The following is a 25076-nucleotide window of genomic DNA, read 5'->3' as shown; positions in this document are numbered from 1 at the left end:
GCGAACCGCCCCTAATTTGCCCTGAAGAGGCAGCCCTTCGCTCTTAACGAAGATGTAACGATTTGATGGTTAATAAATAGTTAACGATGGCTGCAAGGCGGTAAGAAAAATGAATGAAAATAAATAAAGATGGACGAAGTCTTAAGCCGACTCGCCGGTAAAAAAGAAAAGCCGCGCAGCTTTCGAACTGCGCGGCTTTGTCTACCAATCAATCGGCGGGACGGCCCGCCCAGTCGCGGTTTCCTATTAACGGAACAGCGACAGGATGTTCTGCGAGTTGGTGTTGGCGATCGACAAGGACTGGATGCCGAGCTGCTGCTGCGTCTGCAGTGCCTTGAGGCGGGTCGATTCCTCGTTCATATCGGCATCAACCAGGCGGCCGACACCCTTCTCGATCGAGTCCATCAGGTCGGCGACGAAGTCCGTCTGCATGGTGACGCGGGTGTTGAGAGCGCCCAGATCCGCAGCGGCATCGGTCATCGTCAGCAGGGCAGCATCGACGCCGGAAACGGCTTGCGCCAGGTCGCCAGTGGTCATGCTGGAGATGTCCATTTCGAGCAGATTATAGCTCAGCGTAACGGTCGTGGTGCCATCGGTATCGGTGTACTCCAGATCGCTGGAGAGCAGGCCCGAACCGTTGGTGACGTAATCGCCGGACGCATCGACTTCGATGAGCGAGCTCTTCGCCGTGTCGAACTGAAGCGTCGTGAGGCTGACATTGCCGTTGGCGTCACGGTTGAACGAACCGACAATCGACTTCGTGCTGGCAGCGTTGTTGGCGTCGTTGTAGACCCAGTTTTCGCCGGAGAAGGAAGCGGACTTGGCGATGCTGACGAGCTGAGCCTGGAGCTCCGTGATTTCCTTCTGGATCTTGCTCTTGTCGACGCCCGGTTCGCTGGCGGCAACCAGCTTCGCCTTGATTTCGTCGACGACATCGATCGAGGATTCCATCGCCGTGTAGGCGACGTCGGTCTTCGCGGCGCCGAGGCCGAGAGCATCCTGAACCGTCGAGAGTGCCTTGTTGTCGGAACGCATCGTGGTCGCGATCGACCAGTAGGCGGCATTATCCGCGGCAGCGCCAACGCGGTAACCGGAGGAAACCCGATCCTGGGTCGTTTCCATCGACGCGTCGATCGAGCGCAGGGTTGCAAGCGCCGTCATTGCGGCGGTGTTCGTCATGATGCTTGTCATTGGCTGAGTGCCCCTTGTTGACAGTTCGAGATGAAAGGGACATTCCGGGATTACCGGGAAACGGCGGTCAGCTTCATGCCTGCTAACGCGTTAATCTTGTTGGTTAACCCGCTGTTTCGATGGCCACAGAAAACACCAACTTGGTTAACGAAGGCTAAAGCCGAAGCGTCACCTGCGCAGAATTTTCTCGATTGCGAGAATTAGGTCGGGAAATGCAGAAGCCGCGCCTCTTGCGAGACGCGGCTTCTGGACTTTTTGAATGAAGCGCGGGTTCCAACCCGCGCTTCATCGCGATTAGCGGAACAGCGACAGAACGTTCTGCGAGTTGCTGTTGGCGATCGAAAGCGACTGGATGCCGAGCTGCTGCTGCGTCTGCAGTGCTTTGAGGCGCGTCGATTCCTCATTCATGTCGGCATCGACGAGCTTGCCGACACCCTTTTCGATCGAATCCATCAGATCGGCGACGAAGTCCTTCTGCATATCGACGCGGCTGTTGAGAGCGCCGAGATCCGAGGCGGCATCGGTCATGGTCTGCAGGGCGGCATCGACACCGGAGATGGCTTCCGCCAGATCGCCAGCAGTCATGCTGGAGATGTCCATTTCGAGCAGGTTGTAGCTCAGCGTGACGGTCGTGGTGCCATCGGTGTCGGTGTACTCCAGGTCGCTAGAGAGCAGGCCCGAGCCGTTGGTGACGTAATCGCCGGACGCATCGACTTCGATGAGCGAGCTCTTCGCCGTGTCGAACTGAAGCTGCGTAAGGCTGACATTGCCGTTGGCGTCACGGTTGAACGAGCCGACGATCGACTTGGTGCCGGCAGCGTTGTTGGCATCGTTGTAGACCCAGTTCTCGCCGGAGAAGGAAGCGGATTTCGCGACGCTGACGAGCTGGTTCTGAAGCTCGGTGATTTCCTTCTGGATCTTGCCCTTGTCGACGCCCGGCTCGCTTGCCGCAACCAGCTTGGCCTTGATTTCGTCGACGACGTCAATGGCGGACTTCATCGCCGTGTAGGCAACGTCGGTCTTGGCGGCGCCGAGGCCGAGAGCATCCTGAACGGTCGAGAGCGCCTTGTTATCCGAACGCATCGTGGTCGCGATCGACCAGTAGGCGGCGTTGTCGGAGGCCGAGCCAACACGGTAGCCGGAGGAAATCCGGTCCTGCGTCGTTTCCATGGAGGAATTGATCGAGCGCAGGGTCGCGATTGCGGCCATTGCCGAAGAGTTCGTCATGATGCTGGTCATTTGAGTTGTCCCTTTTTTACTGAATACGGTTGGGGGACATACCGGACTGCGTACACTACCGGTGATGACGGACCGGCTTCATGCCACTCGGTTCCAACAAACATCCTTGGAAGAAACCAAACCCGTCATGTGAGGAGGAATATCGAGGCCAAAGCTTGCAAATTCATTAAATGCGAAAGCCGCCACTGCGAGACTCCATTCATGCTTAATGCCGTCTTAAATACCTGACTGCGCGTGTTTTTCTGCTCTGCAGAGATCCGCATGGGGACGCCGCTTGCGAGACAGCACGGCCGTTTGGAAATCACGCCTGAGGCAAGGTCCCAGCGCGACAATGCTCTCCGAAAAATGTCGATCGAATCAGGGCCCGAGCTGCCGGCTGCCGGCGCTGGTCCCGCAATCCGACGGAGCCGCAATTGAACGCCCATGCCCTCTTTGCGACCGCTTCCCGGCAATACCAGAAAGGCCAATACACGGAAGCGCTCGACCAACTTAATCAGCTGATGAACGTCAGCAGGGAATCCAAGACATTCGTCCTGCTGGCAAAGGTGCTTTTGAAACTCGGGTTCAAGACTGACGCAGCGCGTGCCTATCAACTGGCGGGAGAGGAAAAGGGTTCGCGCTCCGAACATTACCTGGCCGAAGCGATGAAGCTCCATTTTGCCTGCGGCAATGAGGACGAAGCGCTGAGCATCGGTTTGCCTCTTCTGGAGACGGCAAAAACCGACCCGGAGATCGCCTTCATCATCGCGTCCATTTTCCTGAAACGCGGCCAGAAGGAAATTCTCGGTCTCTTCAAGGCGCCGCTCTCGACGAGCCCAAGCCTTCAGCACCAGACGCTCGCCTTCAGGCTTCTGACAGCCGAAATCGACGACGCGCAGGATCGCGATGCGGTGATCAATCTCTTCCGAAAGAATCCGAAGAGCAGCGTCTTGCGTGCCGCCTATCTCGTCTTTGCTCGCGAAGCCAACGACTTTGCCGAGATGGAACGCCACTATCCGGAAATTCAGAAAGCGCTCGATGCCGGCCGCTACGAAATCCTCGCCGCCGAGTCCCCCTATTATCACGTCACCTGGTGCGGCGATGAGAAGCTCAACCGATGGGCCGGCGCGCGAAAACGGCCGTCCGCCTCCGCAATCGCCGAGGCACGGCGCAATATGCCCCATCAATGGGCAGAAAAAATCCGTGTCGGCTATCTTTCAGCCGACTTCTGGGACCAGCATGCGACCATGAAGCTGCTGCAAGCGGTGATGGAGTTGCACGATCCGGAAAAATTCGACGTCACGCTCTTCTGCCACACGAAGGAAAGCAATCTGGCGCGCGACAGAGGCAATCGCGGCAAGTGGGGGAGAATAGTTCGTATCAACGAGATGTCGGATGAACAGGCCGCAGGCGCCATCCGGGCGCAGCGTATCGACATATTGGTGGATCTGAAGGGACATACGCTCGATAATCGGCTGAAGATACTCGATCATCAGGCTGCTCCCGTTCAGGTCACCTGGCTGGGCTTTCCCGGAACCGCCACGAATGTCGATGTCGATTACGTTATCGGCGATCCGTATGTGCTGCCCGACGGAAGTCAGGAGCACTATTACGAAAAATTCTGCCGCCTTCCGGAAACATACCAGCCGAACGATCCCTACCACCGGCCTCGCCCCTACGGTATCGCGCGTAAGGATCTCGGCCTTCCTGACGACGCATTCGTCTTCGCCTCCTTCAACGCGAACAGGAAGATCTCGCTCCAGACGATCAATCTCTGGATCGAAATCCTGCGCCGGACGCCCGAAAGCGTTTTGTGGATCATGTGCAAGCCAGACGCGAAGGCCAATATTCTACGCAAGCTTCAAAGCGGCGGCATCGCCTCGAAGCGGATCATCTTCTGCAGCAAGGCGGCCTATGTCGAACACATAAACCGCTTGCCCGCCGCAGATCTCGGCCTCGACACCTATCCCTATAACGGCCACACGACCACTTCGGAGCAGCTATGGGCCGGCCTGCCGGTGCTCACCTTCAAAGGGACCAACTTCGCCTCTCGGGTGAGCGAAAGCCTGCTTCGAGCTATCGGGCTGCCGGAACTCGTCAGTGCCGGACCGGAAGAATACGTCTCCGATGCCGTCGCGCTTTACGAAAACCGAGACAGGATCGCTGAGTATAAGGCCGCATTGCAGGAAAACCGCTTCCGCACGCCGCTTTTCGATGCGGAACGCTTCTGCCGTCATCTCGAGCGCGGTTATGAAATGATGGTCGATCGGGCCAAACGGAAATTGCCGCCCGATCACATCGACGTGCCGGCGCTTCCGCCGCGCGACGGTTCTTTCGAGCCATAGATCAGCGAAGCTACTGCATGGTTCCTTGAATCGGAGCCGATTTAAGGACAAAGCCATGCAGCAGTTCAACGTGTCACAGCGTCCTTCGTGCGTCTGAAAAGACGCAACCGCGCTGTGTTGGAGTCGCGGCAGGAGGCAGGAAACCCTGCCTCTTTCCGTTTGAGAAAGTTCCGATCCTGGAAGAAAGAGGCGGGCTAGGCGCTGGATAGCGTTCGCGCAAGACAGGATCAGGTAAACGAGCGCACCAGACTGCCGACGAGCAGGTTCCAGCCGTCGATCAGCACAAAAAACAGGATCTTGAACGGCAGCGAGATCGCAGTTGGCGGCAGCATCATCATGCCCATGGCCATGGTGATCGTCGAGACAATCAGGTCGATCACAAGGAACGGCAGCATGATCAGAAAGCCGATCTCGAAGCCGCGGCGGATCTCCGAGATCATGAAAGCGGGCACGACGGCGCGCAGATCGACCTTTTCGTCGACGACGACGGTCTGCCCCTTTTCCTTGGCGATATCGATGAAAAGCTGGAGGTCCTTGTCGCGGGTGTTGGCCAGCATGAATTCCCGGAACGGTTCGGCGACACGCGGGAACGCGTCAGTTTCGGAGATTTCGTTCTTCAACAGCGGATCGATGCCCTCGCGCCAGGCGCGGTCGAAGGTCGGCGCCATGACGTAGAAGGTCATGAACAATGCCAGGGACACCATGATCATATTGGAGGGCGTGGTTGCGAGCCCCATCCCTGAGCGCAGGATCGCGAAGGCGATGACGAAGCGCGGGAAGCTCGTCACCATGATCAGGATGCCCGGCGCCACCGAAAGAACGGTGAGGAGACCAAAGGTGCGGATGATCCACGAGGCGACCGAGCCCTCGACCGGCGTATTCAGAATATCGGCGGGAAAGCCCTGAGCCCCGGCGATTCCCGACATCGCCATCACGGCAACTATAAAGGCAGCAATCCGGAGCATCTAGCGAATCATTGGATGACGAAGGTTCGGAACATCACCTTGGTTACGCGTCCGCCGGAGCGCAGGTCAACCCGTTCCTGGACGTCATCCCTGAGATATTGAAAGCCGCGCGGCCCTTGGATTTGCTGCAGCGACACGGTCTTCACGTAGGCGGCAATGTCCTGGTGTATTTCTTCCGCCATCGCAACGTCTGGAATGCCATCGAACTGCAAGGCGACCTCAAGGCGGACCCAGTTTTCCGAAGGATAGGCAAGGTTCGTCGTGATCGGCGCGAGTTGGACGATCCCATTGGCTTCGGTCGCAATTTTGGGAATGCCTTCTTCGCCGGTGGCATTCGCCGGCATTTCCGCCGCGGCTTCCGCCTTCTCCGTTGCCGGCGGCGGCGCCAACAGCCCCCCGACAAGCCAGCCGCCACCTCCGGCGACAAGCGTCAGCACCGCGACGATGGCGATCGTTACCACCGTCGATGGAGATTTGGAGGACTGCGCGCTATCGATTTCTTCCATCGTGTCGTTCCGTGCCGATCTTCTCTCGGAGCGAATGCCCGGATCAGATCGGCGAAATGAGATCAACTATCTGCTGGCCGTAAGGCGGCTGCTGGACTTCCGTCAGGCGGCCGCGACCGCCATAGGAAATGCGGGCCTCGGCGATGCGGTCGTAGGAGATGACGTTGTCGGCATCGACATCCCGCGGCCGGACGATGCCTGCGACATTGAGAATGCGCAACTCGTGGTTGACGCGAACTTCCTGAGAACCGCTGATCAGCAGATTGCCATTTTCCAGGACGCCGGTGACGACGGCGGCGACGAGCAGCCGCAGCTTCTCGGCCCGCTCCGTCTTGCCGTCACCCTCGGTCTTCGTGTTCGAACCGTATTCCAGGTCGCCGGACCACTCGAAATCGCTTGTCTGCGATTGGCCGCTTGCGCCCAGATTGAAGCCGCTCGTGTTCTTGCGGCTGCGGTCCGTCTTGTTGTCGAAGGAGGCCTTGTCGTCGATCCTGATATCGACGGTGAGAATGTCGCCGACATTGATCGCGCGCGCATCCTTGAAAAGGGCCGCCTGCTGATCGTTCCACAGCGAGTAGCCGTTCACGACGTGCCGCGGCTGCTTCGGGTACATGGCAAGCTGCGGCGTCTGCGTATATTGCAGGCCGCTGCCGATCGGGCTCATCGACGGCGCTTGGCCGATCTCCTTGAAGGCCTGGTTCTGGCATCCCGCAAGGAGACCTGCGGCCATTACGGCCGTAAGACGCATTCTCATGATGGCTCCTTCGAGGTGTTCGGATCGCTCGCACTTGAGATGATGTTGGTCAGCACCGCCGCCTTGTCGTCGCTCATCTCGGCGAGGATCAGCGAAGATTGGCGCGGCGGCAGCTGCATGACGATCGCCGCCGCGATCTCCGGGCGCACCATCTCGAGCTTGCCGGCAGCGGCATCGGGCTTCATCGTCTTGTAGATATCGACAAGGCCGAGTTCCGCCTGCTTCAGAAAATCGTTGCGGCGCTTCAGCCAGTCCTCGTATTCGGCACGGCGCTTCTCGAGCGTCGCAATCCGCTCGTCGACGCTCGCCTGCAATGCTTCGAGATCCTTGCGCTGCAGGAGGTAGCGCTGGTCACGTGCGGCGTCGGCGATATTGGTGCAGAACTGCTGGATTTCATTCGCAGTGGCGCCGTCCGCGGGCGGCGCCGTCACGTCCTGCGCGAAGGCGCCTGGCATCGCCAACACCAATGCACCGGCAGCCGAGGCAACAAGCATCCGAAGCGGTCTGCCGAGAAAATGATCCAAGTTTCCGGTCATTGCAGAACAAGCTCCGCCTGTAGGGCTCCCGCCGTTTTGATGCTCTGGAGGATCGCGATGATCCCGTCCGGCTTGACACCGATGCTGTTGAGGCCGGCGACCAGCGAGCGGAGGCTCGATCCGTTGAGGATCGCGACCGTGCCACCATCCGACTGCGCTTCGATTGTGGTATTCGGCTCAAGCGCCGTCTCGCCGCGCGAGAAAGGCTCCGGCTGCACGACCGTCGGCGTTTCGCTGACCTGCACCGTCAGCGTGCCGTAACTCACGGCCACTTCGGCGACGCGCACATCCTGGCCGATGACGATCGTTCCCGTGCGCTCATTGATAACGACGCGTGCCGGCACATCCGTCTCGATCACCAGGTTTTCCACGTCGGCCATCAGGCGCGCCATATCGGCCATCTTGGGCTTCTGGATCAGGACGGACTGCGAATCCAAGGCTTCGGCGATACGACCGCCGAATTGCGCGGCGGCGTAGTTGTTGATCGCGGCCGCCATGCCGACGGCGGTCGAGAAGTCGGGATTGCGCAGTTGCAGCACAAGATTGAATCCATCCTTGAACTTCGACGGCAGTTCCCGCTCAATGATGGCGCCGTTCGGGACGCGGCCCGCCGTCGTCACTCCCTGCGATAGCGTTGCTGCGTCGCCCTGAGCGCTGAACCCGGTCACGACGACGGAGCCTTGCGCCACCGCGTAGATCTGGCCATCGGCACCGGAAAGCGAGGTCATCACCAGGGTGCCGCCGCGCAGCGACGTCGCGTCGCCGAGGGAGCCGACGGTTACGTCGACGCGGCTGCCGGGGCTCGCGAAGGGCGGCAGTGTTGCGGTGACCAGGACTGCCGCGACGTTGCGCGTGCGCGAATCGCCACCTTGGGTGGAGATGCCGAGATTCTGCAGCATGGCGCGTATCGACTGATCGGTAAAAGGAGAAGAACGCAGACTGTCTCCGCTCCCCTGCAGACCGACCACCAGGCCGTAGCCGATCAGTTGGTTGTCGCGGCCGGCCTGCAGCGAAGCGACGTCCTTGATGCGGGAAGCACCATGCGCAAGCGTCAAGGTAGCGACAAGAGCCACGGTGACGGTAAGCAACCACTTACAGGCACGCATCTTCATTTCGCCACCACATGAATAGTGCCGTCGGCCATCACCGTGCCGGAGACAATGACGCCGGTGTCGATGTTGCGCGCACGGATCAGTTCTCCGACGGCGGCATCCTGCAACGGCGACCCCGCAGCGGTGATCGTCAAGCCGCCATTGCTGAAGATGAGCCGAACCGTCGAACCGCGCTCGACCGCGTATTGCTCGCGCAAGGCCGATGCGAGGATCACCCGTCCGGGAAGGAGGGTCCGCTTGCTAATCTTGCCTTCAACTTCATCGAGAGAACGGACATAGTCGCCGGCGAGGTCGGGATTAGTCACGTCGACGACCTCCAGCACGCTCGCATCGAGAGGTTCGCCGGGATAGATCGTCTGCTTGGGAATGACTGCGGTCGGCGGTTCCGCGGAGGCGACCGCCGGCGACAGGAAGCCGGCGGCGATTGCGGCGAACAGAACGGCCCGCGCTCGAGGCGCGACGCCGCTTTCGATTGCTGCCCTTTTGGCGGATCGGCGAAACGTCATGTTTGCCCCCTGCTCCCGTTTACCTGAGGTTTTTGCTCACTGTCGCCGCCATCTCGTCCGCGGCCTGAATGATCTTGGAATTCATCTCGTAGGCACGTTGAGCCGAAATCAGGTCGGTGATTTCCTTGACCGGATCGACGTTCGAGGCCTCGAGATAATTTTGCTTGACCAGCGCAAAACCAGGATCGGCCGGCGTTCCGATGATCGGCTCGCCCGAGGCCGGTGTCTGCTTGAAGAGGTTTTCGCCTTGCGGCTCGAGCCCCGCCTCGTTGACGAAATTCGCGATCGTCAGCTGGCCGATTTCCTGCAGTTCCGTGTTGTTGCCGATGCGCACCATCACCTGTCCCGAAGATGTGAAGGTGATTTCGGTCGCATCCTGCGGCACGGTTATGCCGGGCACGACCGTGTAGCCGTCAATGGTGACGAGCTGGCCGGTGGCGTTGGTGTTGAAGGCGCCCGACCGGGTATAAACGGTTTCTCCGTCCGGCGTTTCGATCTGGAACCAGCCGCGGCCGACGAGCGCCAAATCATAGTCGTTTCCGGTATTGACGAGGCTGCCCTGGATATGAAGGTTGCGCACGGCCGAAGTCTGGACGCCGAGACCGATAATCGCACCCTCCGGCACGATCGCCTGGTTGGAGCGGTTCGGCACGCCCTGAGCGCGTTCGGTCTGGTAGAGCAGGTCCGAAAACTCGGCACGGGCACGCTTGTAGCCGGTCGTGTTGATATTGGCGATGTTGTTGGCGATGACCTCCAGGTTCAACTGCTGGGCGTTCATGCCGGTGGCTGCGATGGAAAGGGCCTTCATGTCTCGTTCCTTCAGATCTGCATGCGCGCGATTTCGAGATAGGCGCTCACCACCTTGTCGCGAATGGCGATCGCGGTCTGCAGCGACTGTTCCGCATTCATCACCGCGTCGATGACCTCACGGGTATTGGCTTCGCCGCGGACGGCCTGCAGCGACGCCCCTTCAGCGGACTTCATCGAACGGATGGCGTCCGTCGTCATGTTGCCGAGCACTTCGGCGAAACTCTGCGACTGGGGTACGGAAGCGCCAGCGACCGGCATGGCGAGCGAGGTCGAGGCGGTGAGGTTTGTGCCCTCGACCTCTTTCATGGCCGAAAACGCGCCGACAGACTGAATTGCATCGATCATTATTGCGAAGCCCTCAACAGGTCGATTGTCTGGGAAATGAGATCGCGAGACTGCTTGATGGTCTGCAGATTGGCCTCATAGGCGCGGTTTGCCTCGCGCATGTCGGCCATTTCGATCAGCACATTGATGTTCGGCATCTTCACCATGCCCTTCTCGTCGGCAGCCGGGTTGCCCGGATCGAACTCGATGTTGAAATTCGAATCGTCCGTGCCGAGGCGCTGAATCTCGACAAGCGATGCGCCGCTCGCGCGGTCAACCTCCGCCGCAAAGCTGATGGTCTTGCGGCGATACGGATCGGCACCAGGCGTATCGCCAGTCGATCGAGCGTTGGCAATATTTTCAGAAACGATCCGCAGCCGGGTCGATTCCGCCTGCAGACCGGAGGCCGAGACCTTGAGCGCCGAAGTCAATGGATCCATCGTTCTTACTTCCGTACCGTCATGAGCATCATCCGGTGAAACGATTTCACGAGCCCGGCATTGAGCTCGTAATCGCGCTTGATCTCACCGGTCTTCATCATTTCCTGCTCGATCGCGACGCTGTTGCCGGACTGCTGCACCTGCACGTCATCGATCATGCTGACCTCCGTCACGTGCGCGGCTTCCGGACCTTCGGTGAAATGGGCACGATGGGTTGCGGCCATCTGGACGCCCGTGTTCTGCAGCACGCTCTCGAAGGGCTGAACGTCCTTCGCCTTGTAATGAGGCGTATTGGCATTGGCGATGTTGCCGGCCACGACGTTCTGGCGAACCGTCAACCATTGGGCCTGGCGCGACGCGAGTTCGAAAAGCTGAATCGGTTCCATCAAGAGCTCCTGCTGATGATGACGAACCTAGGCAGGTAATCTTGCGTGGGACTTGTCGAGAACGCCGGACGGAAGAAGCGATCCGGTTTTTCCTGCGTCTACGGCGCCGCGGGTCTATTCAGACGCGCAAAGGTCGCTGTGACACTTTGAGTGCTGCATAATTTCGTCCTTAAAAGCACTGCGCGTTTTAAAGAGTTATGCAGCAGCAGCCGGCCTAGTTCGTTTCGTAGATCTCGCCTTTGGAGGTGATCATCACCCATCGGCCGTTCCGCTCCTCGAAGGTCGCTAACCGGCTGTTGTCCGGCAGGGCTGATCCGACACGGACGATATACATGCCGCTCGCGTCCTCGATCAGCGCGCGGCCATTGGCGACGTGCATCAGCCGGAAGTTGGATCGCTCAGGGAAGGGCTGCTCAAGATCGGCTTTCTCGTCCGCCGCCGATGCCGACTCATTTCCGATGCCGGGCACCGTCGCCGTCGTAAGGCGGTCGACCGCGGCGGCAGTCTCGCCGTCCATGTCCTTCATTGCCAACGGCGAAATCGATAGAACCTCACGGCCAGGGCCTTCCGGCAGGTCGCGCGTCGTCCCCTGCCAAAGGAGAGGCATCGAGAATTTTTCCGGATGCAGGAAGGCGTACCAGGGAAAGAAGGTCGCAAAAGCGGCCATCGCCAAACCGATTGTCCCAAGGACCTTGTCGATCAGCGGCATCTTGGCATCCTGCCGGCGCTGATGAACGATTTCGTCTGCGTCGTAGTCGGTCACCCTTACCCCCTCGGTCGCATGCCGGCGGCGCCGGGCTGATTTCCCATTGCGGCCGCCTTCAGCGCACTGGCAAGATCGGTGAAGGCGTCGAACGCAGCCCGCTCGCCGGGTGTCTGCTTGAGAACCTCATAGATGACCGGCACCTGCTTGATCGCCATGTCGAGATCTGCGTCGCCCCCAGGTCGATAACCACCGATCAGGCGGAGATCACGGGTTTCCTCAAACCGATGGATCAACGATTTCAGCCGGGCGACCAGCTTTTCCTGATCCGGCGTCCACGCCTTTCTAGCCAGGCGAGAGATCGAGGCGAGCGGGTTCACCGGCGGATAGCGGCCTTCCTCGGCGAGGCTCCGGTCGAGGACGATGTGCCCGTCGAGGATGCCCCGCGCCGAATCGGCGACCGGATCGTTATGATTGTCGCCATCAACCAGGATCGAGATGATCGCAGTGATCGTTCCGGTTCCCTCGGCGCCGGGGCCGGCGCGCTCGAGCAGGCGCGGCAATTCCGTGAAGACGGAGGCCGGATAGCCGCGCGCGATCGGCGGCTCGCCGGCCGCCGTCGCGACCTCCCGGATGGCATGGGCGAAGCGGGTTACGCTGTCGACGATCAAGAGGACATTGTCGCCCTTGTCGCGGTAGTGTTCGGCGATCGTGACCGCTGTCAGCGGCGCCATTTTTCTGAGCATGGGGCTCTCATCGCTGGTGGCGACGACGGCAACGGACTTGGAGAGATTATCGCCGAGCGTGTCCTCGATGAATTCGCGGACTTCGCGGCCGCGCTCGCCGACGAGCGCAATCACGACCTTGTCGAAGGCATCGGCGCGCGCCAGCATGGAGAGAAGCGTCGACTTGCCAACGCCGGAACCGGCGAAGATGCCGAGCCGCTGCCCGAGGCAGAGCGGCGAGAAAATGTCGATGGCGCGCACGCCGGTTCGGAAACCTTGTTCAACGCGCTTGCGGGTCATGGACGGCGGCGCGGTATTGGAGATCGACCGGCGGATGTCGCCCTGCAGCAAGGGCCCGAGACCGTCGATCGGCTCCGCCAGGGCATTGATCGTGCGCCCGCACCAGCCATCCGTGGGTGCTACGCGGAAGGCCCCCTTGCGAATGACAACATCATGAATGCCGATCGGATCACCCGGTTCGATCGGGCACACGACGACCCGCTCGGGCTCGACACGCACGACTTCGCCGAGATGGGTCCCGGTCGCGCTCTTGTGTGCGACAAAGTCGCCAAGCCGAACATGGCGCGAGAGACCGCTGACGGTGTAATGTCCGGGCGAGATCGTCTGGACGTGGCCGCCCGGCGCGATCGAAAACTCGGGATTGGCGTAACGCTCGATGAGCCCGGCGAGTGCCGCCAGCGACGTCGAAGTTGCGATGATCTCGGAGCTTTGGTCTTCCATACAGATTTCCGTCGGGATCGACTGTCGTGAAATGGCGGCGATGCGGGGCCGAAAGCCGCTTCACACTTGTCGGCCGTTAGCTGCCGCCGAGCGTCTTGATCGCTTCGTCGAGCGATCCTTCGCTGTCGCGCATCAGGGCGGTGATATTGTCGAAGGCGCGGGTGACCATGATCAACTGCGACATTTCCTGAATGGCGTTGACGTTTGATTCCTCCAGGAATCCTTGCATCACACCGACGTCGAAGCGGTCGACGACAGGCTCCGGCTGGACGGTCGGCATCACGGCGCTGTTGTCGTAGCGCATGAACCCCTTGCTGAAATCCGCCTCGTAGAGGCCGAGCAGAGCGATCTGGACACCGTTCTGATGGATGGCGCCATTGGCGCCGACGGTGATCTCGCCCGCTCCGCCGTTGAGCTGGATCGGCGCGCCGCCGGCGTCGAGCACGGGATAGCCTCTGATGGTCACAAGTTCACCGGTCTCCGTCAGTGTGAAGCGGCCGTCGCGGGTCAGCGCCAGCCCGCCAGGCGTTTCGATCGAGAACCAGGCATCGCCTTTGACGGCAAAATCGAGCGCAGAGCCGGTACGCGCAAGCGCGCCATTGTTGGTGCTGATGTATTCCTCGCCTTCAGAAACGTAGGAAACTTTGGTCGGCTTGGTATCACCGAGCATCTGGTTGAACTTCACCTCGGAGGCGCGGAAGCCGACTGTGTTGGAATTCGCGATATTGTCGGCAAGCGTGTTCAAGCGCTTCTCAAGCGCCATCTGGGACGAAATCGCCACATAGAGACCGGTCTGCAAGTCAGCGTCCCCCGAGTTTCAAGCTGTTGATGGACAGAAGCAGGTCGGAGGAGATTCCGTAGCCGCTCGATGAACCGAAAACGGCGAGCGGATCGTAGCTGCCCGTGGAGTTGTTCACTTCCCAAAGGGCGGTGAAGCGATCGAGGAAGGCCGCGACCTTCTCGGGATCCTGAAAGTCCTTGAGATCGACCGCCGCCTCATAGGCTTCGGCCTGCCGGTCGACCTCGGTCGCTGCGAATTCCTCCGGCAATTGCAGAGCGGTTCGAACCACCTGCGCCAGAGCCTCGTCGGCGATGATCGCATAACCGCTGTCGATCGTCGGCGCCATGCGCGAGAAATAGAGCGCCAGCCGCACGCCGGCATTTTCGTCGCCGGCGTTCTGCTCCAGTGTCTGTCGAGCGTATCTGTCGGCTACGCCTTTCTGGGCGCGATCGAACGACGTTGCCGCCTCGCCGTTACGAGCGAAGTTCAGAGACTCGACCAATTCCTTGTAACGACCATCCGCAAGCTTGTTGGCGAAAGCATCGTCACTGTCTATGCCTTCGGAAAGCACCTTGCGCATGAAGGCCTTGGCATAGGCCATGTCTTCGAGGCCGTGCGCCTTCATCGCGTAATCGTAGAGTCGGCTGTCGGCGAAGAATTCGTCGATCGTTTTGATGCTGCCGATTTTCGATAGATAGTATTCGGTTTCCCGGGCGACGTCCGGCTGCTCGGAGACGCGTTGCAGCGACTTCGTCAGATCGGCGGTGATCAGCTTGTAGCTCGTGTAGGTCGTGGTCACGATCGGTTCGTCCTGGATTGGGCCGGCGCGACTTGGCCCGACCTTCGCAAATCCTGACCTGACTGGCTTGCGCGAACCTGTCTCGCGTGCCGGTTTCCGACTGGCTTCGACGGCCAGCCTCACGCAAGGATGAAACCCTATTCCACAGAGGGAAAATCAGGATGGCGACAGGTATCGACAATGAACATCATCATCGGGCTTCTTGTGACTTTCGGCTGTATCCTCGGCGGGTACCTGGCGATGGGCGGCCATATGGAAGTCCTGAATCAGCCCTTCGAGCTGATGATCATCGGCGGTGCTGGCATCGGCGGTTTCATCATGGCCAACTCCATGAAGGTGGTCAAAGATACCGGCAAAGCGCTCGGAGAGGCCTTCAGGCATAAGGTGCCGAAAGAGCGTCACTACCTCGACACACTCGGTGTCCTCTACAGCCTGATGCGCGATCTGAGGACCAAATCGCGCAATGAGATCGAAAGCCATATCGACAACCCGGAAGAATCCCCCATCTTCCAATCCGCACCCACCGTTCTACAGAACAGGGAGCTGACAGCCTTCATCTGCGACTATGTGCGGCTGATCATCATCGGCAATGCCCGCTCGCACGAGATCGAGGCGCTGATGGACGAGGAGATCCAGACAATCACGCACGATAAGATGAAGTGCTATCATTCGCTGACAACTATGGCCGACGCTCTGCCGGCAATCGGCATCGTCGCCGCGGTCCTGGGTGTCATTAAGGCGATGGGGGCGATTAACGAGGCGCCGGAGGTGCTGGGCGCAAAGATCGCTGCCGCACTCGTCGGAACGCTGCTCGGCGTATTCCTCTCCTATTCGGTCGTTGCCCCGCTGGTGGCCAACATCAAGTCCGTCCGCGAGAAGCAGAACCGGCTCTATGTCATCGTCAAGCAGACCCTGCTCGCCTACATGAACGGCTCGGTTCCGCAGGTCGCGCTCGAATATGGCCGCAAGACGATTTCCGCCTATGAACGCCCGTCCATCGACGCGGTCGAGCAGGAAATGATGAACCCGCGCGGCGGCAGCGAAAGCAAGGCGGCTTAACACCATGAATCCGAGCACCGCATCGAACGTACATGCATTCGACAAGAGGTTGCTTGCGCGCATGATCGGCGCGCTCGGCGACGACAAGACCATCGGCCGCACGGCCCTCGAGTTCGGTCAGGTGTTCAGCGAGTTCCTTCCGGATATCCTCAGGGCCGAAATCGGGCATGATATCGCGATCGGCTATGCCGGCTTCAGGACTGGACTCAGGAACAATCTGATCGCGGCCCTCGGGGACGGGGTTCTGCTCAGCGACGTTTCTTTGCGCAACTGGTGCGCGGATTTTCAGATCGGCTGCGACAGCCCTGTGTTGATCACTCTCGTCGAAGCTCTGCTCGGGGCGGAGCCGACGAGCATCGAGGAACCGCAGCCAAGGGCGCTGTCTGAAATCGAGATCGACGTGGCTGTGCCGATTTTCGACAAGATTGCCGAGGTTTTGCGCACGGCGGTGAACGCGGCGGGCGGATTCGAGCCGGTGGTCGGCCGCCCGCACAATAGCGCCGAGCGCCTCAGGCCCGATGCCGCGATCGAGGACGTCTACGCAGCGTCCATCGATATGACGATAGGTCTTGGGCCGGTGCTCTCCACCTTCTCGCTTATCGTGCCTCAAAGCGCCCTCCTAAAGACCGAGATCGTCTTTCCCAAGGGCGCGGGCCAGGCTCATCATCTAAAGACGGAATGGACCGAACAGCTCGAGGAGCAGGTTCGCCGCTCGGCCGTGATGCTGGAGGCGCGAGTTCGTCTGGAAAGTCTGACGCTGAACACGATCAGCCGCCTGCAGCCAGGAGACGTGATCCCGTTCCACGACGGCCAGGACGTGCGCGTCGAGGTTAACGCCAACGGCCGCGATCTCTATCTCTGCGAGTTCGGCCGATCGGGATCGAAATACACGGTCAGGATCAAGGATACACACGGTTCCGAGCAGGACATTCTTCGCCACATCATGAGCTAAACAGCCGCCCTCGTTCGGCAGAATGCCTGAGGCAAGCTTCAACTGGAATAATCCGCACATGGCACCCAAGAAAGCAGCACCCATCGCAGAACCGGCCGCATTCGCGGAGGACAACGAGCTCGACCAGGCGATCGACGATCTGCGCGGCGTTCTCAAGAAGGATAACGGACCGGCGGATTTCGGAGCGGATTTCGCAGCTACCGACCCCCTGGATCAGACTGCCGATTTCGGCAGTGATTTCGGTGCGGCAGACAGCGCAAACGCATTCGGCGACATCGGCGCGAGCGGCTTCGGCGGTGATTTCGCCGACGCTGGCCTGGTCGGTGGCACGGACGCAGGCTTTGGCGGCGGCGACTTTGCCGTGGCGGACACGGCCGCCGAAATCGCTCCAGGAAGCGGCATGACGGCCAACATGGACCTGATCATGGACATCCCGATCGATGTCCAGATCGTGCTCGGCACCAGCCGTATGCAGGTTTCTGGTCTGATGGGGCTGAGCGAAGGCGCAACCATCGCGCTCGACCGCAAGGTTGGCGAGCCGGTGGAAATCATGGTCAACGGCCGAATTATCGGCCGCGGCGAAATTACAGTTCTCGAGGGCGATGTGACCCGGTTCGGCGTCAAGCTCATCGAGATCAAGGGCGGCAAGAAGTCATAGGCCCGATGATTGGGCGAGGAATGGATCCATGATGGATTTCGAAAGTTTCGAGGCACAAGCGCTGGCACGACCGCTGAGCCAGACGGACAAGGCCGCAGCCGTGCTGCTCGCCATGGGCAAGTCAGTGGCCGGGAAACTGTTGAAGTTCTTCACGCAGAGCGAGCTGCAGGCGATCATCGCAGCCGCGCAATCACTACGCGCGATTCCTCCCCACGAGCTCGAGGCCCTCGTCAACGAGTTCGAGGATCTTTTCACCGAGGGCGCGGGTCTGATGGACAACGCCAAGGCGATCGAGAGTATTCTCGAAGAAGGCCTGACCCCGGATGAAGTCGACGGCCTTCTCGGCCGCCGCGCCACCTTCCAGTCCTACGAAGCGAGCATCTGGGATCGGCTGCAGGACTGCGATCCCGTCGCGGTCGCCCAGTCGCTCGCCAGGGAGCATCCGCAGACCATCGCCTATGTCCTGTCGATGATGCCGTCCAGTTTCGGCGCCAAGGTGCTGCTGCAGCTATCGGAAAGGCAGCGGCCGGACATTCTCAATCGTGCGGTCAACATGAAGAATGTCAGCCCGAAGGCGGCCGGCATCATCGAAGCGCGGGTGATGCAGATGATCGGCGACATGGAAGCGGAGCGCAATTCGCCCGGACCGGCCAAGATCGCGGAAGTGATGAACGAACTCGAAAAGGGACAGGTGGACACGCTGCTTGCCTCCCTCCAAACGATCAGCACCGATTCGGTCAAGAAAGTCCGGCCGAAGATCTTCCTGTTCGACGACATTCTCTTCATGCCGCAAAGAAGCCGCGTGCAACTGTTCAACGACGTGTCCACGGATGTCATCACGATGGCTCTCAGGGGCTCGGCCCCGGAACTGCGCGAATCGATCCTTGCCTCGATCGGCGCCCGCCAGCGGCGCATGATCGAATCGGACCTCGCGGTTGGCGACGCCGGAATCAACCCGCGCGACATCGCGATCGCAAGACGGTCGATTACCCAGGAAGCTATCCGGCTTGCCGCAAGCGGCCAGCTGGAGCTCAAGGACAAGGAAGCGGAAGCCGCCTGAAGCTTTCGTTGCTCAATGAGCATCTAATTTCTGTTGAACCGGCTGCGTTGCCGGCCCCCGGCCCTTGCGCGCGAGCCCGCCCGGGTTCACCACAGAAGCAGAGCGCGCGTCAGGTCGCCTGATCGCCCCGCGCTCGATTGCCACAGGCTGGGGAGTTTTCCCGTTTCATGTCGGAAGATCAGGATAAGGACAGCAAAACCGAGGCGCCGTCGGAGAAGAAGCTATCCGACGCGGCCGACAAGGGTAATGTCCCTTTCTCCCGCGAAGTGACGATCTTCGCCTCGACATTAGCGATTTATATCTTCGTTGTGTTCTTTCTTGCGGACGGCGCGGCCAGCATCGCCGAGGCGCTGAAGGACGTATTCGAACAACCGGAGGCCTGGCGCCTGGAAACGGCGACCGACGCCGTCGGGCTGATTTCGCACATCATCCTGAAATCGGCAGCGCTGCTCGTGCCGATCTTCATCCTCCTCATCGTCTTTGGTGTCGGTTCTTCGATCTTCCAGAACCTGCCTCGACCCGTGCTCGACCGCATCCAACCCAAGATGAACCGCATATCGCCGGCGGCGGGTTTCAAGCGTATCTTCGGCGTCCAAGGTCTGGTGGAATTCGGCAAGTCGCTGTTCAAGATCATCGTCGTTTCGATCATCGTCGTCCTTGTCCTATGGAACGACTATTTCGCCACTCTCGACCTGATGTTCTCCGATCCGGTGACCATCTTCACGACAATGACATCGGATCTCAAGCAGATCCTGATCGTCGTACTCTTGGCGACGGCCCTGTTGGCGATCATCGATCTCTTCTGGACCCGCCATCATTGGTACACGGAACTGATGATGACCAAGCAGGAGGTAAAGGAGGAGCTCAAGCAGTCGCAGGGCGACCCGATCGTCAAGTCGCGGCTGCGGTCGATGCAGCGCGATCGTGCCCGCAAACGCATGATTTCCTCCGTGCCCCGCGCCACCCTGGTCATTGCCAATCCGACGCACTACGCCGTTGCACTACGCTACGTGCGGGAAGAAAGCGACGCCCCCGTCGTCGTGGCGATGGGACAGGATCTCGTCGCGCTGAAGATTCGCGAAATTGCCGAGAAAAATGGCATTCCCGTCTTCGAGGATCCACCAATGGCACGCTCCATGTTTGCACAAGTCTCGGTGGATAGTGTGATTCCACCGGTGTTTTACAAGGCGGTCGCCGAACTCATTCACCGGGTCTATGCAGCTCAGCCGCAACAAAAACGGGTGACATAATCTTGAAAAAGTCCGAATTCTCCGAAAAACGCGAACAGATAGTGGCGGAGGCGATCCGTCCGGTAGCAACGGAACTACGCCTCATCGATGCTGCGGATTTCATCGCGCTCCTGCGGTTCGAGTCCTATGCGAGCCTCGCCGATCTGGTGGAATCGGCGGCCGAGCTCTACTTCCTGCCGGGAACGGTGAATTTCGGACTGGGCGGCAATTACGATCTGGATTGGGATAGCCACCCGGAAATCGTTCTCGACCTCGAACTGAAGCCACGCGGCGTCACCGTCTATGCGCGCCTCGTGCTCGCCAAGGAAACCGCGGGCGTTGAGATCAGCCATATCAACTTTCAGCACCCCTCACCGGATCCGGAAGAGAATACGGCCTTTCTTGCCAGCAGCCTTGAGGAAGCGAAGTTCGTCAAATCCTACCCGCTGCGGCTTGCAAGCTGAATAAGCCGAAACAGTGCGGGACGCAGCCTCAGGCGCGTCCCGCGTCGACTTATTGGAAGCAACCACGAGTCTCAGCTGATGTAGCCGAGGCGTATAGCCTTGGCGATCGCCTGGATGCGGTTGACGGAGTCGAGTTTCGTCGTCGCGGCGCCGAGATAGGCGTTCACGGTGTGGACGGAAAGCCCCATTTTCTCGGCGATTTCCTCGCTGATATAACCGTCGCCGGCCATCTGCAGACAGGCTATCTCCCGATCACTGAGAGTTTCGGCCTTGAACAGCCTTTTTTCGTCCGCTGCCAGCATATCGGTCATGATATGCGCGCAGCCGACGTGCAAGTCTATGATCTGCTCACTCGAGGCGTCGATATAGCTGCCGGTGAAGACCACGTAGCCGTTGCCCTGAGCGCCGAGACGTATTGGAAAGGCTATACCCGAATAGGATAGCGTTCGCCCGTTCAACCGGAGTGTGAACGGTCCGAAGCCGGAAACGTCGGTCGCCTGGTGCTCGCCCTGTCCATCCCATAATACCGGCAGCAGAGAACGATCGAGATGCGCAAGCAACTCCTCGCCGTAAACCTTTATGAGATCATGCGCGTTCAGCTCGGACGAGACACCCCAGTTGTTGAGAGCGCAGGTGAGCTTGCGCGTCACCGGCGTGCCGCGTCCATTGACGCGCAGGACAGCAAAGTTTCTGGCATTGATCTGCCGCTGCATCGCCTGGAGGCGTGTCACCAAGGTCGCGGCGCGCGCCGCCCGGGCGTTTCGGCCCGTCTGGGCATCGTCGGCACGGCCTCCACTCGCGAAATGCATCATCGCCGCCGCTCCTATACCAGATTGTTTCGTACGGCGTGAGCGATCGCTTCCGATCTTGTCCGCGTTGCGGTCTTTCGCATCACGCTGGTGATGTAGTTGTTGATCGTGTTGCGAGAAATCCCCAGGATGACGGCGATTTCCTCGCTCGTCTTTCCTTCTGCGATCCAAAACAGGCACTCGAGCTCGCGTTCGGTCAATTCGAACTCGCGATCATGCCGCACATTGACGCCGGCCTTCAGGCTGGCGATATAGCCCGCAAGCAGCGCGACATCACGCAACCCCTCCTGGGACAGGATTACGTCCTCGGGAAACAACAGCATCAACGAGAACCGCGAACGCCCCACGTTGAATGTGGTGGCGCAGTAGCTACGGCTGACGCTGCGCGGCAAGTCGATGTCATCTGGCATGGTCAGGAAGCATGGCTGCAGGACACCCAGGCACTTTTCCAGCTCGGTCGTCTTGGCGTTGAGTCCGTTGATGATGCCCGACAAGCGGCGGACGATATCGAACGGCCAATCGGAGCAGACGATACAATCTAGCCCGCCTTGCTGAGAGAGATCATGACGGGCAAGAAGATAATGCGCCGCTCCGACATATTCCGTCAGGGCCGCCAGCCCGTTACCGAGACCGCTGCGCTCGGCGGTTTCGCCGAGCCTTCGGATCAACTGTTCCCGTGAAATTCCCCGTCCACACATACGCGACGCAGCTGACCAGACTGCGTCTGCCCGCGAAATGCCCATAATTTTTCAGCCCCCGTGTCGGATCCGACGACCTGGGAATTGCGCTCGTACCGCCGCCACCGCCGGCTTTACCACCGTTCGCAAATCAGGAATCGAATCAACTGGTAAACTGTACATCGCCTCCCCTAAAATGACACCGCCCTCCTAGCGCCGTTTACTTCCGCATTTGCCCTTGGAAAACGTCACCGCATGTCCTGCTCCGCGGATGAAGGCATCCCGATCAGGGTCGACGGCTTTTACGCACAGGTTTGATTTTCAAGCATTTTCCCGATTGCCCAATGGTGCTAACGCGGCAAGCGGAAGGCTGAGGCAGCGTTTTTTTTCTCTTCCGAGGCCCTGAAGAGCGCCCACTTTTTCGAACTTGGCGGCGCCATGGTTTTACTTTAGACATCTGGCTGTTGCCGAAATGCATCAGTTCAGATGCAGTTAGACGACAACAAAACAACGACTAACAAACTCTATGATCTACATTATAGTTGTGGAAATCAAGGTTATATTTAAGAACAACTGCACCACCGGCAAACAATGGCCAGCGGACGACACAACTCTCAAAGCGTTGTCGACGTCTCGGAGTTTAAGAAAGTTAAATTCTTATTAAATTTTCGCGAGCGAAGTTTCGATCATGACTCCGGTGCGCGTAGAGGATTCTTCATTCAGATTCCCGATCTTGCCGGTGAGCAAGCTTTAGACCTTGGTAATATTCCAGATGCGTACGACAACTTGCGGATTAGTTGATGGGCGGAGCCTGAGGCTCACGGCGACCAGGCAGCCCGCATACGCGGCTCAGAGCACGATCGACCGCGCTCTTGTCTTATAAGCGTGTCGCGCTGCAATCGGCCAAACTACTGCATGTTTCCTCAAATCGGAGCCGGTTTAAGGATAAAACATGCAGCAATTCAAAGTGCTACGGCGACCCTTGTGCGTCTGAAAAGACGCACGGCGCTGTAGAAATCCCGCCTCGAGGGCGGGATCGCTGTTGAAGTTTTGCTTGGGAGGATTTTCGTCAGGCGGCGCGGTCGAGGGACCATTTGCGCAGGATCTTCGCCGCGCGCTCCTCGCTGATCTCCACCATGCGCGCAAGGCGCCGCTCCGGTCCCTCTTTGACGCGTCGATTGAAATTGCCGCTGTCGCCGCCGAGATTGAGCAGGTCGTCCGTGCTGTCGAAACCGAAATCCGAGCCGAAGCCTTCCATGAGTGCGCCTCCGGTGCTGGCGCCGACCGGAGAGAAGTCGGGCAGTTCGAGACCGGCAGCCTCGCCTTCGAGCTGACCTGCCGCGCCGCCGAAACCCAGCTGGCGAGCCAACGGCCGCACACCCATCCAGACGACGAGGAAGGCGACCGCAACGAAGGCCAGCGAGTTGATGATTCCGCCGAGATTGCGTGTCAGCATTTCCATGACGCCGGGACCGGCGACCGGCTGATCGAGGAGCTGCGTCTCCACGAAATCCATCGCGTTCAGCGTCACGACATCGCCACGGCTCGCATCGACGCCAGCGGCAGTTGCGACGATCTTCTGCATTTCCTGGAGATAGGCGTCGATCTTCGCTTGATCGACGGGCTCCCCGACCATGGCCGCAAGGCGGCCGCGGTTGACGACGACCGCAACCGAGAGCCGCTCGATGGAATAGCTGTTCTTGACCGTGGCGATCGTTTTGCTGTTGATCTCGTAATTGGTCTGCTCTTCCTTCTTCGCCGCCTCGTCGCTCGATTGCGGCCCGGCTCCGCCACGCGGCGCTGCCTGGGGCACGTTCTGTTGCACGGTCGCGGCATTGTCCGGCTGCTGCTGGCTGGACTTCTGCTCTTCCTTGGTCACGCGCGTCGAGCGTTCGACCCGTGACTCCGGGTCGAAGACGGTTTCCTGGATCTGCTGTGCATCGGTGTTGAGCTGCGCCGTGACGCTGGTGCGGAAATTGTCCATGCCGAGGAACGGCGCAAGCGCATTGTCGATCTTCTTTTCGAGATCGGTCTGAACATTCTGAATGACGCCGAGCGACTGATTGAGAGCGCTGCTTGCCGGGTCGTCGCCGGAAGCGAGGAGTTGGCCGGTCGAATCGAGAATGGTGACGTCGTCGACATCGAGCCCGGGCACCGACGACGCGACCAGATGGCGGATCGAGGAGGCGGCGTTGCGGCCGACCGTGGCGCTGGCGCGGATCATGACCGATGCGGTCGGCGTCTGGTCGGCTTTGCGGAAGCTTCCGCGTTCCGGCATGACGATGTGGACGCGCGCAGCAGCAATGCCGGAGATTTGCTGGATCGTGCGGGCGATTTCGCCCTCGAGCGCGCGAACGCGCGTCACTTCCTGCATGAATGAGGTGAGGCCGAGGGAGCCGACATTGTCGAAAAGTTCGTAGCCGGCGTTGGAGCTGCTCGGCAAGCCGCGCTCGGCAAGCAGCAGGCGGGCTTTGCCGGTCATGCCGACGGGCACCTGAATGCTGCCGCCATCCGAACCGACGTTAAAATCGATATTGGCTTCGGCAAGCGCAATACTGATCTGGGTGACATCACTGCGCTCAAGGCCGACATAGAGCGTCTCATAGGAGGGTCTGTTGACGTAGATACCGGCTCCGAGAATGAAGCCGACCGCGACAATGCCGGCGATCGCAAGCGCAATCAGCTTGCCCTGCCCGAGATTGCTCAGATTTTTCGTAAGCGTCGAAAATTGATCGAACAGATTCATTCTGTTTTCGCACCCAGTATCGCGAGGACAGCCATCCGCTGGCGCCCGCGCAAATTCAACATTCGGGTTTGCTGGGTTCGACGTGCCCTCAGTCCACTACGCGCGAATCTACCAGCCCCGAAAGCGAAGCTAGGCGGCGAAACTTGCGCGAAGTTGACGAAACGGAAGCGATGCCGAGGCGAGTGTCAGAATGCCTCGAAATCGCCGGAGGCTTTCGTCAGCGGCTGCGAGTGTCCGTGGCGGAGCATGCCGTTGCCGAGCGCTTTCTTCATATCGGCCAGTTTGACTAAGTTGACGGCGGTCGTAACGTCCACGAGCCACGTATCCGGGATCGAGGCGGTGATCGTATCGATGAATTCGGCAAGCCCACGCATTTTCTGCACCGCAAGGTCGATACCCTGGAGCACCATCATCTTGTCAGCCGTGTCCGGCGCGGCTGCACCGTGATCGTTCCAAAGCTGCGGCTCGATACGCTCGATGAGATAGGCGACATCATGGAGTTCGGTAACGATGCGCATCAGTACGGCCGGCAAGGATTCCTCCACGTGAGGCATATGGCTCAGATAATCGGTTTGCATCG

Annotated in this window: 27 protein-coding genes; 7 read left to right on the top strand and 20 right to left on the bottom strand. The window is 59.8% G+C overall.

The features are described 5' to 3' along the window. Positions 1-246: 246 nt before the first annotated feature. Together PYH37_RS14425 and PYH37_RS14420 are read right to left on the bottom strand one after the other, a co-directional pair. On the bottom strand, positions 247-1191 hold the full coding sequence (locus PYH37_RS14425) for a flagellin N-terminal helical domain-containing protein (RefSeq protein WP_280735612.1): 945 nt from the start codon (positions 1189-1191) through the stop codon (positions 247-249). A gap of 294 nt (positions 1192-1485) precedes the next feature. Next, positions 1486-2430 (bottom strand): flagellin N-terminal helical domain-containing protein, encoded by a 945-nt coding sequence (locus PYH37_RS14420; protein ID WP_280735611.1) that lies wholly within the window; start codon positions 2428-2430, stop codon positions 1486-1488. A gap of 413 nt (positions 2431-2843) precedes the next feature. Here PYH37_RS14420 and PYH37_RS14415 point away from each other — a divergent pair, with 413 nt between their 5' ends. Further along, positions 2844-4754: an O-linked N-acetylglucosamine transferase, SPINDLY family protein gene (locus tag PYH37_RS14415; RefSeq protein ID WP_280735610.1), complete on the top strand. Its 1911-nt coding sequence runs from the start codon at positions 2844-2846 to the stop codon at positions 4752-4754. A gap of 227 nt (positions 4755-4981) precedes the next feature. On the opposite strand, the gene fliP is transcribed toward PYH37_RS14415, so the two are convergent. From fliP to PYH37_RS14345, 14 genes are all read right to left on the bottom strand, one after another. Further along, a complete protein-coding gene (gene fliP, locus PYH37_RS14410; RefSeq protein WP_280735609.1) occupies positions 4982-5719 on the bottom strand; it encodes a flagellar type III secretion system pore protein FliP in 738 nt (245 codons plus the stop codon). 8 nt (positions 5720-5727) lie between these two features. Next, the gene (locus tag PYH37_RS14405; RefSeq protein ID WP_280735608.1) at positions 5728-6225 is read right to left on the bottom strand and encodes a flagellar basal body-associated FliL family protein; all 498 of its coding nucleotides are present in this window, start codon (positions 6223-6225) and stop codon (positions 5728-5730) included. A 43-nt stretch (positions 6226-6268) separates the two neighbouring features. Further along, the gene (flgH, locus tag PYH37_RS14400; protein ID WP_280735607.1) at positions 6269-6979 is read right to left on the bottom strand and encodes a flagellar basal body L-ring protein FlgH; all 711 of its coding nucleotides are present in this window, start codon (positions 6977-6979) and stop codon (positions 6269-6271) included. Next, the gene (locus PYH37_RS14395) at positions 6976-7515 is read right to left on the bottom strand and encodes a MotE family protein (protein WP_280735606.1); all 540 of its coding nucleotides are present in this window, start codon (positions 7513-7515) and stop codon (positions 6976-6978) included. The genes flgH and PYH37_RS14395 overlap by 4 nt, the downstream gene beginning before the upstream one ends. Further along, entirely contained in the window at positions 7512-8627 is a 1116-nt protein-coding gene (locus PYH37_RS14390; RefSeq protein WP_280735605.1) for a flagellar basal body P-ring protein FlgI, read from the bottom strand. The genes PYH37_RS14395 and PYH37_RS14390 overlap by 4 nt, the downstream gene beginning before the upstream one ends. Continuing rightward, on the bottom strand, positions 8624-9133 hold the full coding sequence (gene flgA / locus PYH37_RS14385; protein WP_280735604.1) for a flagellar basal body P-ring formation chaperone FlgA: 510 nt from the start codon (positions 9131-9133) through the stop codon (positions 8624-8626). The genes PYH37_RS14390 and flgA overlap by 4 nt, the downstream gene beginning before the upstream one ends. 19 nt (positions 9134-9152) lie before the next feature. Further along, entirely contained in the window at positions 9153-9941 is a 789-nt protein-coding gene (gene flgG, locus PYH37_RS14380) for a flagellar basal-body rod protein FlgG (protein WP_280735603.1), read from the bottom strand. Between the two features lie 11 nt (positions 9942-9952). Further along, on the bottom strand, positions 9953-10288 hold the full coding sequence (gene fliE / locus PYH37_RS14375; RefSeq protein ID WP_280735602.1) for a flagellar hook-basal body complex protein FliE: 336 nt from the start codon (positions 10286-10288) through the stop codon (positions 9953-9955). After that, positions 10288-10707: a flagellar basal body rod protein FlgC gene (flgC, locus tag PYH37_RS14370; protein ID WP_280735601.1), complete on the bottom strand. Its 420-nt coding sequence runs from the start codon at positions 10705-10707 to the stop codon at positions 10288-10290. The genes fliE and flgC overlap by 1 nt, the downstream gene beginning before the upstream one ends. Positions 10708-10712: 5 nt before the next feature. Next, on the bottom strand, positions 10713-11093 hold the full coding sequence (flgB, locus tag PYH37_RS14365; protein ID WP_280735600.1) for a flagellar basal body rod protein FlgB: 381 nt from the start codon (positions 11091-11093) through the stop codon (positions 10713-10715). 214 nt (positions 11094-11307) lie between these two features. Further along, positions 11308-11802 carry a flagellar protein gene (locus PYH37_RS14360; protein ID WP_280736046.1) on the bottom strand — a complete coding sequence of 165 codons (495 nt, stop codon included), beginning with the start codon at positions 11800-11802 and terminating at the stop codon, positions 11308-11310. A gap of 56 nt (positions 11803-11858) precedes the next feature. After that, complete coding sequence (gene fliI / locus PYH37_RS14355; protein ID WP_280735599.1) at positions 11859-13262, bottom strand: flagellar protein export ATPase FliI; 1404 nt, start codon at positions 13260-13262, stop codon at positions 11859-11861. A 76-nt stretch (positions 13263-13338) separates the two neighbouring features. Further along, positions 13339-14061, bottom strand: a complete 723-nt coding sequence (gene flgF, locus PYH37_RS14350) for a flagellar basal-body rod protein FlgF (protein WP_280735598.1) — start codon at positions 14059-14061, stop codon at positions 13339-13341. 1 nt (position 14062) lies between these two features. Continuing rightward, entirely contained in the window at positions 14063-14842 is a 780-nt protein-coding gene (locus PYH37_RS14345) for a DUF1217 domain-containing protein (protein ID WP_280735597.1), read from the bottom strand. A 180-nt stretch (positions 14843-15022) separates the two neighbouring features. Here PYH37_RS14345 and motA point away from each other — a divergent pair, with 180 nt between their 5' ends. The 6 genes from motA to PYH37_RS14315 all read left to right on the top strand — a co-directional run bounded on the left by motA (position 15023) and on the right by PYH37_RS14315 (position 20264). After that, positions 15023-15901: a flagellar motor stator protein MotA gene (gene motA, locus PYH37_RS14340; protein WP_280735596.1), complete on the top strand. Its 879-nt coding sequence runs from the start codon at positions 15023-15025 to the stop codon at positions 15899-15901. Positions 15902-15905: 4 nt separating this feature from the next. Then, positions 15906-16853 (top strand): FliM/FliN family flagellar motor switch protein, encoded by a 948-nt coding sequence (locus PYH37_RS14335; RefSeq protein WP_280735595.1) that lies wholly within the window; start codon positions 15906-15908, stop codon positions 16851-16853. A 58-nt stretch (positions 16854-16911) separates the two neighbouring features. Continuing rightward, complete coding sequence (fliN, locus tag PYH37_RS14330; RefSeq protein WP_280735594.1) at positions 16912-17511, top strand: flagellar motor switch protein FliN; 600 nt, start codon at positions 16912-16914, stop codon at positions 17509-17511. Between the two features lie 28 nt (positions 17512-17539). Next, on the top strand, positions 17540-18571 hold the full coding sequence (fliG, locus tag PYH37_RS14325) for a flagellar motor switch protein FliG (protein WP_280735593.1): 1032 nt from the start codon (positions 17540-17542) through the stop codon (positions 18569-18571). 167 nt (positions 18572-18738) lie between these two features. Beyond that, on the top strand, positions 18739-19821 hold the full coding sequence (gene flhB / locus PYH37_RS14320) for a flagellar biosynthesis protein FlhB (protein ID WP_280735592.1): 1083 nt from the start codon (positions 18739-18741) through the stop codon (positions 19819-19821). Continuing rightward, a complete protein-coding gene (locus tag PYH37_RS14315) occupies positions 19818-20264 on the top strand; it encodes a hypothetical protein (protein WP_280736045.1) in 447 nt (148 codons plus the stop codon). Before flhB ends, PYH37_RS14315 begins: the two co-directional genes overlap by 4 nt. Before the next feature lie 71 nt (positions 20265-20335). Here PYH37_RS14315 and visR read toward each other — a convergent pair whose 3' ends face one another. From visR to cheT, 4 genes are all read right to left on the bottom strand, one after another. Beyond that, positions 20336-21073, bottom strand: coding sequence for a transcriptional regulator VisR (visR, locus tag PYH37_RS14310; RefSeq protein WP_425336153.1), 738 nt, complete (start codon positions 21071-21073; stop codon positions 20336-20338). A 14-nt stretch (positions 21074-21087) separates the two neighbouring features. Then, positions 21088-21816, bottom strand: coding sequence for a transcriptional regulator VisN (gene visN, locus PYH37_RS14305; RefSeq protein WP_280735590.1), 729 nt, complete (start codon positions 21814-21816; stop codon positions 21088-21090). A 1003-nt stretch (positions 21817-22819) separates the two neighbouring features. Beyond that, positions 22820-24496: a flagellar basal-body MS-ring/collar protein FliF gene (fliF, locus tag PYH37_RS14300; RefSeq protein WP_280735589.1), complete on the bottom strand. Its 1677-nt coding sequence runs from the start codon at positions 24494-24496 to the stop codon at positions 22820-22822. Positions 24497-24681: 185 nt separating this feature from the next. Beyond that, positions 24682-25074 (bottom strand): chemotaxis protein CheT, encoded by a 393-nt coding sequence (cheT, locus tag PYH37_RS14295; protein ID WP_280735588.1) that lies wholly within the window; start codon positions 25072-25074, stop codon positions 24682-24684. Between the last annotated feature and the right edge of the window lie 2 nt (positions 25075-25076).

This window comes from Sinorhizobium numidicum (genome assembly GCF_029892045.1).
In the GTDB taxonomy this organism is placed as follows: Bacteria; Pseudomonadota; Alphaproteobacteria; order Rhizobiales; family Rhizobiaceae; genus Sinorhizobium; species Sinorhizobium numidicum.
This window is presented reverse-complemented; position numbering and strand designations above follow the sequence as displayed.